Here is a 16,226-nt window from a genome sequence, read left to right as displayed (position 1 = left end):
ATGTACCGAGAGCCCCTCCCAGACCAATGCCCGCCTTCGTCGGCTGTAGCACCGAACGGCCTTGCAGTTTATCGAGCCGTCCGATCAAATCCTCCTTTGCTGGACGATTTCGACTCACAAGTAAAGCTCAAGACGATTGACCTTACAAATCGGCCGGCGGAATTCGTTTGTCGCGCTTCGGCTTGTTCAGTTTTTACGGATATCACTGGAGCAAAGCAGCTGAAAAAACTCCCGAAGCTCCGTGATCGAATTTACGTCGCCTGTCTGCAACTGAGTGCCGACGCCGGCGTCATCGTAAAAAAAGGACATCATGTCGACTGGTGGATTTTCTCTGATTCGACGTAATCGCGGGAGTCGGTGGAGTGTGCGATGCATAGGTCCGACATAAATATCGACGAGACCCTCCTCGAATACGATGGGCCACAAATTATCGTTGGTAAGGACTTCTATAACGCGTCTTTTCTTTGCGTGGCGATCCCTGACGCTAAAGATGCTGGTAGGTTCCTTGGCGCTCGAATCGGTGAGGAGCACCTCGGCCAATTTCTTACCGGCCGGATCGATTTGCACTATGCCCTAACAAGCAATCGAAAACCAAAGTTCGTCCTTTTTTCATATTTTGGACACGAGTCAGTTGCTCGTTTTCGCAGGTATAAAGATCCGCTCCCAAACGAATGGTTGCCGGATCGCGGTTTCTTTTGGGAAGCCACGCATGGCTATCAAACTGAGCATGCCGCATCACAGTCTGTCAGCGTAGCTATTGACGGACGATGGGACATTGAAGACCTTGCTGAATATCCGCAAGTCCTGGCCGCCCCCTATGCGTTCCTCCATGCTGTAATGCGCGGCGTGAGTGAGCATGTTGCTGGCGTGGCCGACATGTTTCAGCGGTATCCATGGCGGGGCGGCTACAGCACAGTAAACTTTTACCGCGATCTTTACGACGCTATACCGGCGCCCGAACGTGTCGTTGTGTCGAAAATCAAGTATGCGTCTCCGGGAAAAATTGAACTCCGGGCTGCAACCGACGTAATCGAGGCCCTTCATAGAGAGATCGCGACGTTCGGAGACAGTAAGTCTTACAAGCTCTATCAGGAACTGCGTAGACAGATGTCCAGTCGAGAATTGCTCGGCCGGACCAGCGAAGAGGCGGCCGTTGACAGCGAAACTGATGTCTTCCTAAGAGACAGCTGTGTGCAACTTGCTGAAGCTATCTCTTTCGAACAAATGGATCGGCTGTACGCGTTGTGTGGCGATAGTTGGGTCCTCTCTGCAAAACTCTTGCTTGCCTACTATCGTCGCCTGCTGGAACTATCTGATTTCTACCGCTCAGGAAAGGCTGCTTATCTGGGGCATGTGGAGAATGAAGCGGGTCCCTCGATCGAGGGTTGATCACACCGACCTCCGTTAGTTCGTAAAACGGTTTTCATTGGATCGTAGCAAAGATCTTGACCACTCACACTTGGACGGGGATAAGCTTGAGGCGCTTTTTGGCATCTCCACTCCGGGAGACGGGCGGATACCCCTCCGACGCTTGCGCAGCGTTTGATCGCGCAGGAGCGGGTAAAAGGGAAGTAGGGCGCTCAAAAAAATCCCGCCGTTTAAAGGGCGGGTCGGGCATCGACGCTGAGAGGGCCATCGCCTAAGGACAGGCTATCGTAGCGCAGGGATGGTCGCGAAGCGATAGCTCAGGCCGTAACAGCGAAGAGGGTTTCTTGAAACAATCCCTTGTGAAATCATGCGGCTCCAAGGGGGATGACATGCTGTGGCGAACGCGGAACCAACGGAACGCCGCCGCTTGCTGCAAGCATTGGCTGACTATCTGAAATGTTTGAAAGCAGAACTAGCCGAACCACCCCAGAAGCTCACAGTTCGAGCGGTATGCGCCGAACTAGCTTGCGGGCTCGCTCAAACGTATCGCCAAGAAGGATTCGAAAACGGACTGGAACTACCAGTTCGACCACTTGTGCCGCATTCTCGGCGTGAGCCGTGCACCGTATTACGGCACCCGCTTCGCTTGCATCGAACTTAGTAGGACGTATCGATAGGGAAAATTGCTCTGGTGCGTGTTTGTGCCGAAAAGACGAACACTCGAAGGCCAGCGTACTTGTCGAAGCGGCAGTGCTGCCGTCCTTCGGATAGAAGCAATTCGGATCACGTTCTTTAATTCGGTGCATCTCTGGAAGCTTGTACGCCGTAAAGTCCATCGCCGGTATTTGTCTCGTCATCGCCCATTCAGCCATCACCGAAGAAACTATCGGTTTGCGCTTCGGTGGCGACGGTGGACTCGCGATGGCTCGTGGCGTTGGTTCGCTCTTTTCAGCCTCGGGCGAGATAAAGACGGCAGAGCCGTCAATACTAAACTCCACCAGTAGGTTATTTGCTGGACGGCTACCATCGTTCAGCATCGATATGGTTACCGATGCCAGGAGATCGTTAAAGTCGTCGTGTACAGTTTCCAGGTGCCGCTCAAGGGCGGACAACCATTTCGGATAATCAATCTCTTGATACCGCTGTATATCGGCATCGCTCGGAGGCAATGTGCCGATCGCCGCGTATGCAAACCCTATGGCCTCCGTGCCCCGGAGATGAGCGGGCCAGCCCTCCATAGAAGGTTTTCCGGAAAAGTCAGTTTGCATCGGATAGCTGGACTTCGCCAGTTCGATCAGCCTCAGAATGCTCGCTTCATCCAATGGTTCGAAGAAGGTGAATTCGAATATAGGTGGCCCGGATGTTTCGTTGGCGTGCTCGAAATGGAGCACGGGCGCTTCGCTTTCCAATGCCGCGATGCGTTGCCGCATTTCTGCGATCGCTTTGTCTCGCTGGTCCGGTTCTGGAGCCAGCATCCATTCGGCAGGGAGTTTCGCATATAGTATGCCCACTGCACGAGCCGTTTGCTTCGCCGCTGAATCGTCGGTTATAAAAACGACCTCATTCTCGGGGTGCTCATTGGAGAACCATTGAATTTCGGCAATGATCCGGTCATCAGGATTCGATAGGTCTAACTGTGGGTATAAGTCTGCGACCAACGCGGGCGGAAACAGTAACTCGATCGTAATCGTTTTCCCTCTAGCCTGTGCCTTTGTCATTCGACAGCCGTCCGCTTCGAGCACCTCGTCAATCATCGATGAGATTTTTCGCGCCCTGCTGGCTCGTCGCGTATTGCCGCCGCTTTTATGTTTGTCGAGTTCGCGTAGAACGGTCCTCGGAACGACAAGGCGAATTTCCTCGTCGCCTGAAAGCAAAGACCAGTCGAGCGTTAGATAGTCTTTACACTGAAGGAAGAAGTTCGTATCAGGCGAAAAATATTTCATTGTTGTGCGGGTCTTAATTTGTCTAGTTGTCGCATTAGGACGCGGATTTCTATTCGCGCGGCAGGTAATCGTACACCTCGCCTTTCGGTCACGTTTTGATTTCGTCAACATACCCGTGCTGCCACCTCATTGCTGGAAACGCTTCGCGCTCAACCTAAAGTTCTCACGACAAGGTCCGTTAACCCGAGATGACAAAACCTTTTTAACGTGCGAATAACCACGGAGAACAATAATGGATGAGAGAACTTTTTTTGACGAAAACGGGCTGCGAATCACCAACGCGCGATTCATTACGCCCGCGCAGACGTACGCAATGAGCGGCGTGACCTCGGTTAAACGGGAGATAAAAGCGGCTAACCGAGGACCGGGGATCATAATCGCGATCATCGGTCTGATCGTGTTCTTCGCGATGGATAGCGGAACGGCCAAGCTCGCCGCCGGTGTTGCATTCTGCTTGGGCGTAGCACTCGCCGTGATGGTCAAGGACTTGCACTATGTGGTCATTCATAGCGCGTCCGGCGAATCGCGAGCGACAGAAAGCAAAGACAAGGGCCTTATCGACCGCATCATTAGGGCGTTGAACGATTCGATCATCGCTCGCGGCTGACAAGCTGTGGTGAGCGCGGAGCCAACGGAGCGCCGCCGCATGATGCAGCGGCGAGCCGACTAGGAACACGTCATGTTTTTCGTCTTTATCGTTGGATGGCTGTTTTTCATCATCATCACCGCGTTGATCGCCAGTTCGAAGAACAGAAGCGCGGGAGGATGGGCGGCACTAGGTGCGCTATTCGGAATCTTCGCCACGGTTGCGATCGCATGCTGCTCTAAGCTGCCGACCGATGCGGAGCTAGCCGCTATCCGCGAAGCATCTCCCGATGTAACAAAGGTGTGTCCGCGTTGCGCGGAAAAGGTGAAGGTTGCGGCATTGGCCTGTCGCTTCTGCAACTACGAGTTTGATCCGGCTTCAATACCGAAGAAGCTGGAAGTCACGCAACTTCCTTGGACTCTCGTGCACGATCACGGCGGCGGCTACGGCGTCTATAGCTACAGGGGCGACAAGTTGATTTATAGCTCGGATGGTGTCAAATGGAAGACCAGCAGTTTTGACAATCCCGCGCAGGCGATTGCTGCTGTAGATGGGTATCGATAACCGCTCATCGACGAGTTATCCAGAGGCAAGCGAAGTGGCGCTCCTGATGCCACTGCACAGCGAGCAAAAATCTCCGATCTCGGCCTATTGCTTGGGCCGTTCTTCCCACGGCGGATAGTCATACGTCTTGCCATCATCGACGTATTGTTCTCCTACCGTGACGCACGGCTTTTGGTGTTGCTCGAAACGGGAGATTGCACCCGCGCCCGGTTTCGCAACGGCCTTGACCCTGCCAGTATGCCTGCCGCGCCTTCCGGCTGGCTTGCTCGTGGCCTTGTCGGGCACGTCCTGATACTCGGCGTCCCCTTTGTGCTGCCAGCGGCGCAGAGCGTCCGTGAGCGTGTACGCATACCATGTGCGCTCTACGGGGTCCCACCTTGCACCGAGCGCCTTTGCCTCGTCTTTCTGGCTGTAAGGAACGTCCAGCTTGATGCGCACGCGGCGAATCTTCCCGTCAAACTGTTCAGCAATGCGCCGCTCCACGATGGACGGTGCAGCGTAAAGGCTTTCTCGATTGTTCCATGCGCTAGCAAGTTCGTTGGCCTCAGACATGGCGCGCTTCAGGGAAGGGCGGCTCATCGCTGCACCCCCTCGAATGCGAATTCGCCGTGCAGTTCTCGCGCCGCCTGTTGATAAGCCTCAGATGCTTTACCGGGATCAGTGAACATGCCGAGATGATGGCGCTTGCCGTTCCGCTGAATGGCTGCGAACCATTTTTTGCAGCCCTGCGCCCGGAAGACCCCGCGATATCCTGAGCCGTTTGGCGACCGGTTCGCGTTGGCCTGATTTTGCGAGGTGGTCGCTAGCCGGAGATTTTTGATTTGGTTATTTGTTCTACGCCGGTCGCGGTGGTCCAAAAGCGTGGACGGCCAGTAACCGTAGTGCAGTGCCCACGCGATGCGATGTGCGTAAATGACGGTTCCGAATACGCCGATTCGAAGGTAACCCGTTGTCGGGTCAATACACCCAGCAACGCTTCCGATTGGAACGCTTCGGCAAAGCCTGACTTTCCATCGCAGTACGCCCGTCTTCGGGTCATAGTCCAGCACGCGCCGCAACTCTCTAATAGAAACCTCGCGGAATTCCGCATCTCGCTTCATCGCACCACCCCAAGGAAAAGTGACACATCCGGCCAAGGTCTGATGCCTTGGCGCGGTCTGTTTCACGTGTTCCTTGAAGGACCTGCTTAATACCCTCGCTGCTCTACTGGCCGCGATGTGAACGTATAACTAACAGCATGTCATCCTTTGAACTATAGTTCGGTTAGGACTACTTTTCGTATGAGGGTGACATGCTCGTATTCTGGATACTTCTTGTATGGTTCGTTGCTTCCTATTTTCTAAATGAAAATCAGCGGAAGATCAACGAGCAACGTCAAAGAGAAATGGACGCGCAAGATGCCAGATGTGACTACCGACGCCCCTACGGTCACACCCAACGAGCCAATCCTATTTCCCGAGATTCTGCCCATTGACGGCCGCCGCTCCCACTTGCGGAGCGAGCGCGCCCATCCCACCGCCAATTTGCTGCAACAAATCGGGCCTTCTCGCTAGCAACGCGAGCATGGCCGCACGGCCTGCCTGAGTTCCGTAAGCTGCCGTTCCCCCCAACAAGCCCGCCCCGGCACCGGCAGCCATCGCAGGATGGCCGTGGCTCGCCAGTTCCCCCATCATCACGGGAATCCCTATCAAGGCGCTACGACCTGCCGTTCCTGAGTCGGGATAACCGCCGCCAAGGACTTGCTGAGCAGACTGGGCCACATCTGCATTCAATCCGCTGTTTGTGGCCTTCTGATATGCAGTTGATCCCCGACGAATCGCGGCCGTCAATTGGGCAGGCGTAAAGACGTTGCCGTTATTGCTCGCACCCGTGCCACCCGCCGCCGATTCGATCTGCTTATAGCGCGCCCATGCGGAGTTAGCCTGCTGCAATTGAGGTTGAACAGTAGGAGGACTATTGCGGAAAACTTGGTTGTTAATCGCCTCGTTCAAATCGCCGAGAGCATCGGCAAGCATGCGATTATCAGGGGTTGCATTTCCGGTTCGCTGATTACGAGCAATCCCGTTGATTGCGGATCGGGTGTTGCCCCACTGAGCACCGGTAAGATAGCCATTGCCCTGAGTGCCCTGAAGCTTATTCTCGATTTGGTTTTGGACAATGCTGTCGAATTGATCGAGCGAAGCAGGGGAGTTCTGCGCGAGATCGGCACGAATGCTGTTCAAGTCCTGAAGGAACTGACCACGCGGCGCAAATGTCACTTGGGGTTCGATGGCCTGATAGACGTTCCCGATTTGGGTAGCAACATGGTCGATACCTTCTGAACCCGTCTTTACCGCTTTTGGCAGTGTTTGACCAATTGGCGCAAGCGCGTTTTGATACATCACGCGATTGAATTGATCAATGGCATTGTTTTGGGCCGATTTGACCGCATCACCCACAACCGGGACGCTCGTTAGCTTGCTTTCAGTGGACTTCGCCAAACCACCCAATGCCTGACCGGGGGTAAGCGTTACGCCCTGATCCATCAAGGCGCGTGCTTCCGGGCTGACGTTAGCGCCACCAATCACTTTTCCGAGTGCACCGGCCGCGCCGCCTACGGCCGCGCCGGTACCCGCTTGAATCGCCTTCTGCGTCCAATAGTTCTGTGTCGGGTTGTTAAGCACGGGCTGCGCAACGCCCATAGCCGCGCCACCTGCTGCGCCGCTCACCAATCCATTCCCAGGCAGTGGCAATGCCGCTGCTCCAACCATCCGTCCGACTTGTCCGGCAACGGAGTTGGGCGTGTCCTGGTTAAGGAACTGAGCCGCAGTATCGCCAGCGCCAGCGATTTTTTGCCCCAAGCTTTGGGGTTGCTGGCCTGTAATCAACCCAGCCAAGTTTTGCTTGGGCGGATTGAAATAATCAAGCGCCGATCCCACACCGTGCGCGATTAGCTGACCTGCACCGCCGACAAGATTGGCTGCACCGCTGGCAATGCCGTGCGTGAATTGATTCAATGGACCGCCTTCCAATGCCTCTTGGACGGCTCCCGCTGCTTTCTGCCTGTCTGTAAGAGGAGGTGCAGGCTGTCCAGTAACGTCCGTTTCACCGGGCGACAATGACGCAGCCGTTGAAACCGTTGACGGCACGCCGCCTTTCGGTGGAACCGGAAGATTCAAAGATGCCATTAGATCGGCATCCGAAACTTGTCCTAGACTGGATTGAGCAGGTGTAGATGTGGAAGCAGTGGGCGGCGCGTTTCCAGCAGAAGCGGTAGGATTCAAAGAGGACATCAGATCGGCATCAGAAACCTGTCCAATAGCAGGTTGAGCAGGAGCATTACTTACGGCTCCCGTAGGAACCGACTTAGCCGCCGCTGCAATTCGCAATGCATAACTAGGGTCTTCAGCGTACCTGGCCAATCCTTTCGTGAATTTACTTACATCGCTCCCTGCACCTACCGCACCGGGATATCTACTCTGGATAAGACTGGCGTACGCATTTCCAAAGTCTTGCGGCGTGTTATAAGCCGCGTATGAATCCTTCGAGCCGTTGGCGTTGTCAGTGGCCGTTGGTCCCTTGCCGTTTGGGTCCTTGATGTTGCCAAGATTGTTCGTGCCGGGAATGATGTGCGCGCCCCAGCCGGATTCGTGCCCCCACTGGCCTAGCAGCAACTGAGGATCGACACCGATTTTCTGTCCCACTTGTTGAGCGACAGGCGCGTACAGAGCCGCGAACACTTGCGGCGAAGGCGGCAAGCTGCTTAGGAGATCAGCATTCGAGACTTGCGCAAGATCATCAGCCATTATTTGATCAACCCCCGGCGACGTGCTTCCGCCAGTCTGTCAGCTTGCGAAAAGTTAGATGCGGGATTCGCAGCGCTAGGCGTTTGAGCCTGCGAGCTACTTCCGATTATCGGGAATCGAGACTCGAAATCGGTCCGGCCTGTTGCCGTTTGATACTGTTGTGCAAGCCCTTGGCGCTGACCGTATAACAATCCCGTGTACTGGTTGAGAACACCTTTCAATTGAGGTGTGGTCAACGCGCTATCGAGTGCTTTCTGGGCCGTATCGCGATCGCCCAAAGCGCCGCCCGCGCCAAGCACGGCTTTCATCACTTCGTCCGTAACGATAGGCTTAGCGGCGTCGAAGTTCGTAGGGGCAGTGCCGCCGTTTTGCTTAGCCCATTCATTCGCGACCTGATTGACGATAGGCATGTTGCCGTTCCCCAGTGCGTCCACCAGCGTATTTAGTTGCCCAAGGTGGTTAATGGCAACGGCTTGTGAACGGAGGATATCGCCGTGAGGTCCAGACGCAAACGAGTTGACCGCCTGTTGCTTGGCTTCGTAGTCCTTTGCGTCGTAATTCGGATTGATCTGAAGCACACGAGCTTGAAAAGCCTGCGTGGCTGGCGTCTGAGTGCGGTTCGATGGCGGGGGCATTTGTCCTTTGGCAACGGCTTGAGCGTAGGGTTCATACAAGGCCGGATCGCCATACGTCTTCACATTTTCGATGTTTTGCTTCTGCTGCGCGAGCGATTGTTCCTGCGCACCGGTTGCCTTGGTCAACGCGGCATCCAAAGACGCAAATTTAGCTGGATCGGGAGTGGGACCATTGGGTGCGTACATGTCGCGAGCGCGAGTCAGATTCATCACCTGCGCTGCTTGCGAATCGGGCGGCAAGTTGGTGTTGGTGAAGAGCGCACCGGGTTGTGCACCGGGCGCACCCAGAACACTCGGTTGCCCAGCGCCAGCGTTCCCAGCAGCAGGTTGCGCACCTCCCGCGCCACCGCCTTGGGGGTTCTGCATCGCCTGAATCTGAGCGAGTCCGGGAGAGACGAGCGATGCACCCGGCGCGACTGAGACGGCCGGTTGCGACATCAGCTTCATGCGAATGGCGGTCATCGGGTCAATGACGCCTGCCATCTGTTGGGCTTCCTCCGGAGACATCCCGGCCTTGGCCGCGCCCGAGAGCAACCCGGCCATATCGACGTTGCCGATCGCACCCGGAGGGGCTTGATACGGGGTCGTCGTGTTGCCTGCAATCTGCTGGGCGTTGCTCGCCCCTTGCTGGCCTGCCAGCGCCGCTTGCGTTGCGGGGCCTGCCGCTTGCTGCGGCTGTTGGGCCGCTTGCTGAGACAAAAGGTACTGCATAGGATTGAAGTTCTGCCGCGCCTTCAACTGCGCTAACTGTAGTTGCTGCATTTGGTTCTGGTTGTTAGCTTGACGGGCTTGTAGTGCATTTTGAAGTCCACCAGAAAATGCAGCGGCCGGATTCTGGTTAGAACCGATCATCGACAAAAACGTGGTCAACATCGGATTGTTTGCTAAGCTATTGAAGTCAATCCCGCTAGCGTTACTGCCTGCGTTAAGCGGGTTGGGGTCCATTGGATCGGGTATTTGCTCAGCCATGATCGTTCCTTATGCTGCCATTGCCATAGGTGCGGCATCGGCCATAAAGCCACCGAGACCCATCAACGCAGACATGCCGCCCGTATCTGCTGCCGTGCTCCCTACTGCCGCCGTGAACAGCGGCGTACCGAATGCGCCTGCGGTACTGCCGCCGCCCAACAAACTAGACAAGCCACCCAGCGCGCCGCTTTGATACAAAGCGCCCGTGCCGCCGATCGCAGTCGTGTACGGATTGATGGTAGAGCCGGTTGTGCTCTGACCGGAGGTACCGATATTCGCCGTACCGCTCAAGATCGATGAAAGCCAATTCATGTCGTTGTACGGCTGCATTGCATTCTGGTTCAACTGATTAATCAGCGACGTCAACTGCGCTTGGCTCTGTTGCTGCTGCGTCGAACCCGCACCGAACTGAAGGTTCGCATTGTTCGCGCCCTGGAGGGCTGCGGTCTGCAATGCGCTCTGTCCGGCCAACTGGCTGTTGGTCAGCGCGCCGCCTGCCTGGGTCTGCGCATTGACCAGCGCATTGTTGGCGTTGTACATCGAGCTATTGAGATCGTTCGATGCTGCGGTCTGGTTGGCGTTGAGGTCGTTCCCGGCCGTCGCTTGGTTGGCCGTGTAGTTCTGTGCCGCCGTGCCCTGCAACTGACCGATGTTCGCCGCCGCACCGGACTGGAGTCCGCCCAGCGCACTGGCGGCTCCTGATTGCAATCCGCCCAGCGTGCCAGCATTGGCACTTTGCTGGCCGAGCATTTGCATATAGTCCTGATTCGCCAGCCCGGAGTTGGTGTTGGCGAGTTGCGTTGCCAATGCGTTTTGCGCAAGGCCACCGGCTTGCACCTGTGCTCCCGATCCGAAACGTCCTGCTGCCGAGAACTGCGACGCCAAGGACGGAGCAACGGCGTTCGTATAGTTCAACGTCGTGTTGTAGTCCGCCGCCTTCATTGCTGCCTGAAGGTTCGGATTGCTTGCGACGTTCGTATAGTTCGGGTTCAGCGTGCTTTGCAAATACTGATCGGCCGCATTCGAACCGTTAGCGATGCCGGTCAATGCCTGGGTGGCTGGCGTCGATCCATTGACGATGCCCTGCAAGCCCTGGATGCCAGCGTTCGAACCGTTGAGGATCGAACCCAATCCTTGCATCCCCGCGCCCTGGCCGTAGAGGATTTGCTGAAGCAGCGTATTGCCTACGCCGCCGCCCTGCGCGAGCGTCGAGAGAATCGAGTTGCCGGGTGTGCCGTTGGCTTGACCCTGTGCCCAGAGCGCCTGGGTACCAGCGTTCGAACCGTTGGCGATGCCCTGCAAGGTCATCTGGCCGTTGGTCGTTCCGTTGGACAGGTTATAGGACGTGCCCAGCGCATTCGCCTGGGCGTCCGTGAGATTGCCGTATGAGTTACCCGCACCGATATTCGCCAGTGTGGTGAGCGCCGCTTGCTGGTTGGCATTGAATGGGCTGACTTGGCCCGTGTTGATGCTGGGTCCGCCAGTGTTAGCAAGTACCTGTGAACCGTTATAGAGGTCGCCCAAATGTCCAGCGACAATATCGTTCGGCTGGCTTGATTGGACTGTATTCGTTCCCCCTCCGCTCACAGCACACCCCCTCAATTTTTAAATTGAATGGGTCGCCGGGCGAGACGATGACGGCATCAGGCCGTCTTCGCTTCCGTTACAAACTCATAAGATGGCCGCTCATCACGAGTCGGCGTTCAACTGTTAAAACTAATTCAATGAACCTTCGCTTCCGCCTTGGGCGGAGCGTTCCAGATCGGCCAACGTCAACTCGCCAGAATCGATACGCGAGCGCATGTCTGTGATCAAGCCGGGAATCTGTTCATCGATAGCGAGCATAACTTCGTGCGGCAAGCGCTTATGAAGCTCTGTGAACGATTCGTTAAACTGGTTAGCCGACTCCGGGCTAGGGCCACGAACACATGCACCGACCATGCCGCCCAAGTAATAGAGACAGGCTGGCTCAGTCAACAATCGCGTGTAAAGCTCATCACCGGTCATTTCATCACCTATCCGAAATGAACAAATAAAAAAACCGACAAATCCAGCCGCAAAAACGCAGCCGCAATTTATCGGTTTTCTCCGTGCCACTACCGCCACCAAGGCAGATTGAAGTTTGAGACTTAAATCAACGTCACGTCGATTAGCTCAATGCCATTCTATTACATCCCCGTCACGAAGGATTTAATGCCTATTCGTTGCCGCATTTACTTCATAAGCACACGCTCTACCAACAATAATTCCTCAAGGAGTGCTTGCCGTCTGATTAGTGCCGCTTTCTCGAATTTCTCAATCATCGCTTGGCGTGGAGTCGTTTGCCCATGACAAACACGTAGCGCAGTTAAAGGCAAAATACCCGCAGAACGGGCAATCGCGGTGCGATCCCCATACGCCGCGTTCTGAAGCCAATCACGTACCGCTTCCGTCTTATTGGGCATTTCCCAACTCCAAGTGATAGGCATCAGAATACTCGCCCAGAGTGAGAAATCAAGTCTACTTTAGAGAGAATTGGTGAAAAATTCTCTGTGCATGCATTTAATGCACATAGGAATGACACGAATACCTTGGACGCGCAAAAATCGACTTCATGTTACGAAGCGCAAGCGTATCATTCTCGACATCGGCGGAATAGATCGTCGATGGAAGGACAAAAAAGAAAGCCGCCGGATTTCTCGGGCGGCTCTTGGAGTGATGCTGTACGACAACAGGGATGCGAACCCTGCATTACATCAATGAATCACGGATAAGTGAGTCATTAGCGATGAATATAGCACAAATCGATCAGCCCGTAGTGCAGATTTTCGATGGTTTTAGGGAAATTGGGCCTGAAGATCAGGGCATTACGTCGAAATTTGTATCCAATCGATTGGCGGGGTCCAATTATTTGGACTTTTGGTCACCGCATGTCTTCTATCCCGCTCATCAAGGGTTTCGGCAACATGATCTTGTCGTGCTGGTCGGGGAAGATCACCTCGCAAACGTGCTGCGAGTGCCGTCGATAGGTTGCGCAACAGAACGGGCGTGGCGGCGCGCTGGCGTACCGATTCCAAGCATGGTGAGCATCGAACGCGCTGGCGTCTATCTGCGCTGGAAGCTAACAGAGCCGGTTTGGACGCGGAAAAATGACCGCTTAGCCCCGAGACAGTTCTTGTATCAGGTCGCCACTGGCCTAATGCGGGCGCTTGCGCCGTGCCGGTTGGTCGGCGGGATCGGTGACGTTATTCCCCATCCGTTGCGATTCGGGGCAAACACGACTCAACTTAGCGGGGATCACAGCCTCGAATCCATGGCTGACGACATGGGTGTCCTTCCAGCGCCGGATCCAAGATTCTCGAATGTGTTCATGTGGACACACCGTCGCCCGATCTTCTGCTTTTCACCTGGAATCCTTTGCGACGATGACGGCGTGATTCTGGAAAGGAAGCCGTCCAAGCTGCAAGCGGTTTCACCAAAGGAATACAGCCCTGAGCAGATGTCGAGAGGCGGACAAACACGAGCGCGGAAGATTCAGTATGCGAATCGGCAGGCCCTTCTAGAACTGTTCTCAGACGGCAAATGGCGCACTGTGGCAGAGATGCAAGCGCAAGGAATCAAGGGAGCACGCAAGGCAATCACTAACCAATTAACCGAAAACGGGTTCCGAAAACGGCGGCGTGCGGGACGCGGCACGGTTCCGGAGTGGCTTCCTCAGAGCCTTGATGGGTAAAGGTTTGGCGAATGGTGGGACTAGTGGTATTAGATGCTTTTATTAAGGTGTTTTTAAGCGAACGCTTTACTGCTGAGCTGCTGTCGATTTTTCCTCTCCTGGCGTCGGTCGCGAGAGCGCCGAGCGCCACAAAGTGGGTTGTTACGCCGACGAGCGGAGCGACGCAGGCGGAACGGTTCAAAAGCATCTCCAGCGAAAGGAACCGCCGTTCCATCAATCATCCCAACTGGCGGGGCCTTGAGCGGCCCGCCCTTCAGACTGCAACCGTAGTGTGCAGTCTGCAATAGGTCGACACTGATTCACTTCGCTGCATATGAGTCAGCCCGTCGCTCCAAGCGAAAGGGCGATCTAAGCAAAAATTCAGCATCTGGCGGGCTTGGGTCACTGAATGAGTGGTAGCGCCGTATAAAGGCCAGAAACGGCACGGCAGCCCGATTTACACGGAATCCGGAGAATTTTCGGTGGTCTAACTGGATGCTATCCAAGCACGCAATAGCGAAATGTCTTGTCGGTAGATGCGCTGTTACCGTGCGTCAACGTGAAGTTTTCTCGTCCCGTCGAGGAAACGTACACGGTAGGGATAGCCGAGAGCGCGTTCGCCGTCATTGGCATCAACTTAACGAAGCTCTGCGCACCTACTCGTGCATCCGACACAAACGTGGTTGACGTGGAAGCCGCCAGCGTGACATTGCCGACATTCTTGATGTGGCCTTGATTAACCTCTTTGGCCCATTCGGAAATCTTTTGGCGATGCTTCACTTCGTCCGATTGGAACGTTGGAACTGTGACGCCTGCATTAGCGGAGAGCGGCATTTTTGTGCTCCTCAGATCGGAAATGATTTAACCGATCTCAGTTTATGACATTCGCTTGATGGACGATGCGGCGGTGGTGGACGCTGTGGCAACCTGAACTGACCAATGCGGCGAATCCAAGCTGGATTTCCGCAACGCGTTTTGCCTTCGCGCAGACTGTCCGCCGTGGCAATATGCAACTCCACAAAAAACGATCTGACAAACCGGGGGGCTTCATGACGGCCGTCGATATTCTTCGCAATCTTGGCTTGGTAGCAATCCCTTTCACGCTGTACTTCGCCTGGACGAAGATAGGGTATCGGATCGTAGTGCAACCGACCTGGAGCAGCAGGCGTCACGCGGCATCGAGCATTAGTCGTTTGACGATAATGAACATGAAAGATCGTTCGCTCGCGGTTTTCAAAGCCCATGCAGTATTTGATGGAATGGTGCTTCCTCTCAAAGATTTCGATCCGCCGCTCATTTTGAAAGCGTATGAAGCAGTCAACGTCGAAATACCGGAAGTGTCCAACTATTATGTTGGAAACCGACCATTCGAATGGAGCCCAGGGATAGAGTTGCATAAAATCGACATATTTCTATCCACCGCTTCGAAAATGGTGAAGTGCAAGCACGGCGCACCGCCCAGTCAGTTTAGCTTCGCTAAACGCAGTAACAACACGCTCGTTACCACGCATACCGCTACGTTCAATGATCGGGTTTATAACGACAACGTTAGGTATGCGATTGTCTACCGCTTTGATGGCGTTGATCAAACTGCCTTCGTTGATCAGGCCGGATTCATCGATTGGCGGTTGTCGCCCAACCTGCTACGTCCGGAAGAGTACGGCAGCGCTGAAGCTGTCAAAAATACACTCGATTCGAGTGGGACCGGGCGGATCATTGGGCCTTATTTCGTGGAAACTCTTCAGAAGGATGGGAACCACGCAGTCAAGCTTTAGACCGTCGCGCATTGCCGCCCAAGCGACAACGGTAGAATGCGGTAAATGGGTGCCCTTGAGTTTTCGAACCAAGGGTACTCTTCGTTTACTTGGGGGAAATCATGTACCCAACCTATGAAAAAGTCAGGCAGGAACTCGCGCAGCAAACGAATACCAATAAGGCCCTCGCGCTTCATCTCGTGCGCACTCAGTCATTCGAATTTTACAAGCAGGAACGCCACGAACCTGAGTTGGTTAATCAGGCGTATCCAAACTGGATTTGTCCATTGCCATAACGCTTCGATGACTGTCCCGTTATCGCCTTTGTTAGCCAGCCTATACAGTCCAAAAAAATTTTTAGGATTCGACTCTTCGTGTTCCTGCGTTGATCTATCGCCGAAGCATGCATTTTATGCATGGTCTCTTTGGAATATCCCAGAAAAATTTCTGGTGGAGATGATGGATAGCCAGACACACGGGTACCGGTACCGCTGCGTTTCTGGGTCCTCTTTGTGGAATCCCCTGAGAGCCCAAGAAGTCCGCCGAGTCGGAAAAGACGAATGCTCGATCCTGCCCAAAATTTGTGCGAACCCCGACCGTCCAGCCTTGCTGTGATAGCCCACTGACAAGGGAAGGGCGGCGCACTCTTGACGAATATGATTATCGATTTGCCTTGCCATTTTCTGGGCACAAGCTACACTTGAACTCATACTAAACGAACGTTATGCCCGGGCGGTCACCCAAACTCCTCCGGGTGTGGTCGCTTCAAACTCCTCCACCTTCCGGTCTGAGATAAGCAAGCTGTAGCCGCTAATCGCGCCGTGTAGCAGGACGTTATTTTTACCTCCTTGGCCAGCCTTGGAGGTGGGAGTTGAACGTCTTGAAGCAGCATCAGCAAAGTACCGTGTTCACGCTACTGGAGCTCAAGAAG

The 16,226-nt window shown here is 54.8% G+C and carries 14 protein-coding genes; 5 read left to right on the top strand and 9 right to left on the bottom strand.

What is annotated here, in order from left to right; all coding sequences use genetic code 11:
• Positions 1-369: 369 nt before the first annotated feature.
• The gene (locus tag AWB69_RS18855; RefSeq protein ID WP_062087437.1) at positions 370-1,389 is read left to right on the top strand and encodes a hypothetical protein; all 1,020 of its coding nucleotides are present in this window, start codon (positions 370-372) and stop codon (positions 1,387-1,389) included.
• Between the two features lie 473 nt (positions 1,390-1,862).
• On the opposite strand, the gene AWB69_RS18850 is transcribed toward AWB69_RS18855, so the two are convergent.
• Positions 1,863-3,311 (bottom strand): PIN domain-containing protein, encoded by a 1,449-nt coding sequence (locus AWB69_RS18850; protein ID WP_062087436.1) that lies wholly within the window; start codon positions 3,309-3,311, stop codon positions 1,863-1,865.
• 232 nt (positions 3,312-3,543) lie between these two features.
• On the opposite strand from AWB69_RS18850, the gene AWB69_RS18845 reads away from it, so the two are divergent.
• Positions 3,544-3,918 (top strand): DUF6232 family protein, encoded by a 375-nt coding sequence (locus AWB69_RS18845; RefSeq protein WP_062087435.1) that lies wholly within the window; start codon positions 3,544-3,546, stop codon positions 3,916-3,918.
• Positions 3,919-3,990: 72 nt separating this feature from the next.
• On the top strand, positions 3,991-4,461 hold the full coding sequence (locus tag AWB69_RS49495) for a zinc ribbon domain-containing protein (protein ID WP_062087433.1): 471 nt from the start codon (positions 3,991-3,993) through the stop codon (positions 4,459-4,461).
• 84 nt (positions 4,462-4,545) lie between these two features.
• Here AWB69_RS49495 and AWB69_RS48725 read toward each other — a convergent pair whose 3' ends face one another.
• The 7 genes from AWB69_RS48725 to AWB69_RS18810 form a co-directional block, all read right to left on the bottom strand.
• A complete protein-coding gene (locus AWB69_RS48725) occupies positions 4,546-5,013 on the bottom strand; it encodes a DUF5710 domain-containing protein (RefSeq protein ID WP_062087431.1) in 468 nt (155 codons plus the stop codon).
• 23 nt (positions 5,014-5,036) lie between these two features.
• On the bottom strand, positions 5,037-5,627 hold the full coding sequence (locus AWB69_RS18830) for an HNH endonuclease (protein ID WP_156528897.1): 591 nt from the start codon (positions 5,625-5,627) through the stop codon (positions 5,037-5,039).
• A 282-nt stretch (positions 5,628-5,909) separates the two neighbouring features.
• On the bottom strand, positions 5,910-8,246 hold the full coding sequence (locus tag AWB69_RS18825) for a glucosaminidase domain-containing protein (protein ID WP_075643944.1): 2,337 nt from the start codon (positions 8,244-8,246) through the stop codon (positions 5,910-5,912).
• Positions 8,246-9,643 carry a hypothetical protein gene (locus AWB69_RS18820; protein WP_156528896.1) on the bottom strand — a complete coding sequence of 466 codons (1,398 nt, stop codon included), beginning with the start codon at positions 9,641-9,643 and terminating at the stop codon, positions 8,246-8,248. The genes AWB69_RS18825 and AWB69_RS18820 overlap by 1 nt, the downstream gene beginning before the upstream one ends.
• 216 nt (positions 9,644-9,859) lie before the next feature.
• Positions 9,860-11,374, bottom strand: coding sequence for a beta strand repeat-containing protein (locus AWB69_RS18815; RefSeq protein WP_062087424.1), 1,515 nt, complete (start codon positions 11,372-11,374; stop codon positions 9,860-9,862).
• 192 nt (positions 11,375-11,566) lie between these two features.
• Positions 11,567-11,857: a hypothetical protein gene (locus AWB69_RS47805; protein WP_156528895.1), complete on the bottom strand. Its 291-nt coding sequence runs from the start codon at positions 11,855-11,857 to the stop codon at positions 11,567-11,569.
• Positions 11,858-12,063: 206 nt separating this feature from the next.
• A complete protein-coding gene (locus AWB69_RS18810) occupies positions 12,064-12,294 on the bottom strand; it encodes a hypothetical protein (RefSeq protein WP_062087422.1) in 231 nt (76 codons plus the stop codon).
• 272 nt (positions 12,295-12,566) lie between these two features.
• Between AWB69_RS18810 and AWB69_RS18805 the strand changes: the two genes are divergently transcribed.
• Positions 12,567-13,562, top strand: coding sequence for a hypothetical protein (locus tag AWB69_RS18805; RefSeq protein WP_156528894.1), 996 nt, complete (start codon positions 12,567-12,569; stop codon positions 13,560-13,562).
• A 477-nt stretch (positions 13,563-14,039) separates the two neighbouring features.
• Here AWB69_RS18805 and AWB69_RS18800 read toward each other — a convergent pair whose 3' ends face one another.
• On the bottom strand, positions 14,040-14,375 hold the full coding sequence (locus AWB69_RS18800) for a hypothetical protein (RefSeq protein WP_062087419.1): 336 nt from the start codon (positions 14,373-14,375) through the stop codon (positions 14,040-14,042).
• A gap of 65 nt (positions 14,376-14,440) precedes the next feature.
• Between AWB69_RS18800 and AWB69_RS18795 the strand changes: the two genes are divergently transcribed.
• Entirely contained in the window at positions 14,441-15,316 is an 876-nt protein-coding gene (locus AWB69_RS18795; RefSeq protein WP_062087418.1) for a hypothetical protein, read from the top strand.
• Positions 15,317-16,226: the final 910 nt, after the last annotated feature.

Source organism: Caballeronia udeis (assembly GCF_001544555.2).
Classification (GTDB): Bacteria; Pseudomonadota; Gammaproteobacteria; order Burkholderiales; family Burkholderiaceae; genus Caballeronia; species Caballeronia udeis.
This window is presented reverse-complemented; position numbering and strand designations above follow the sequence as displayed.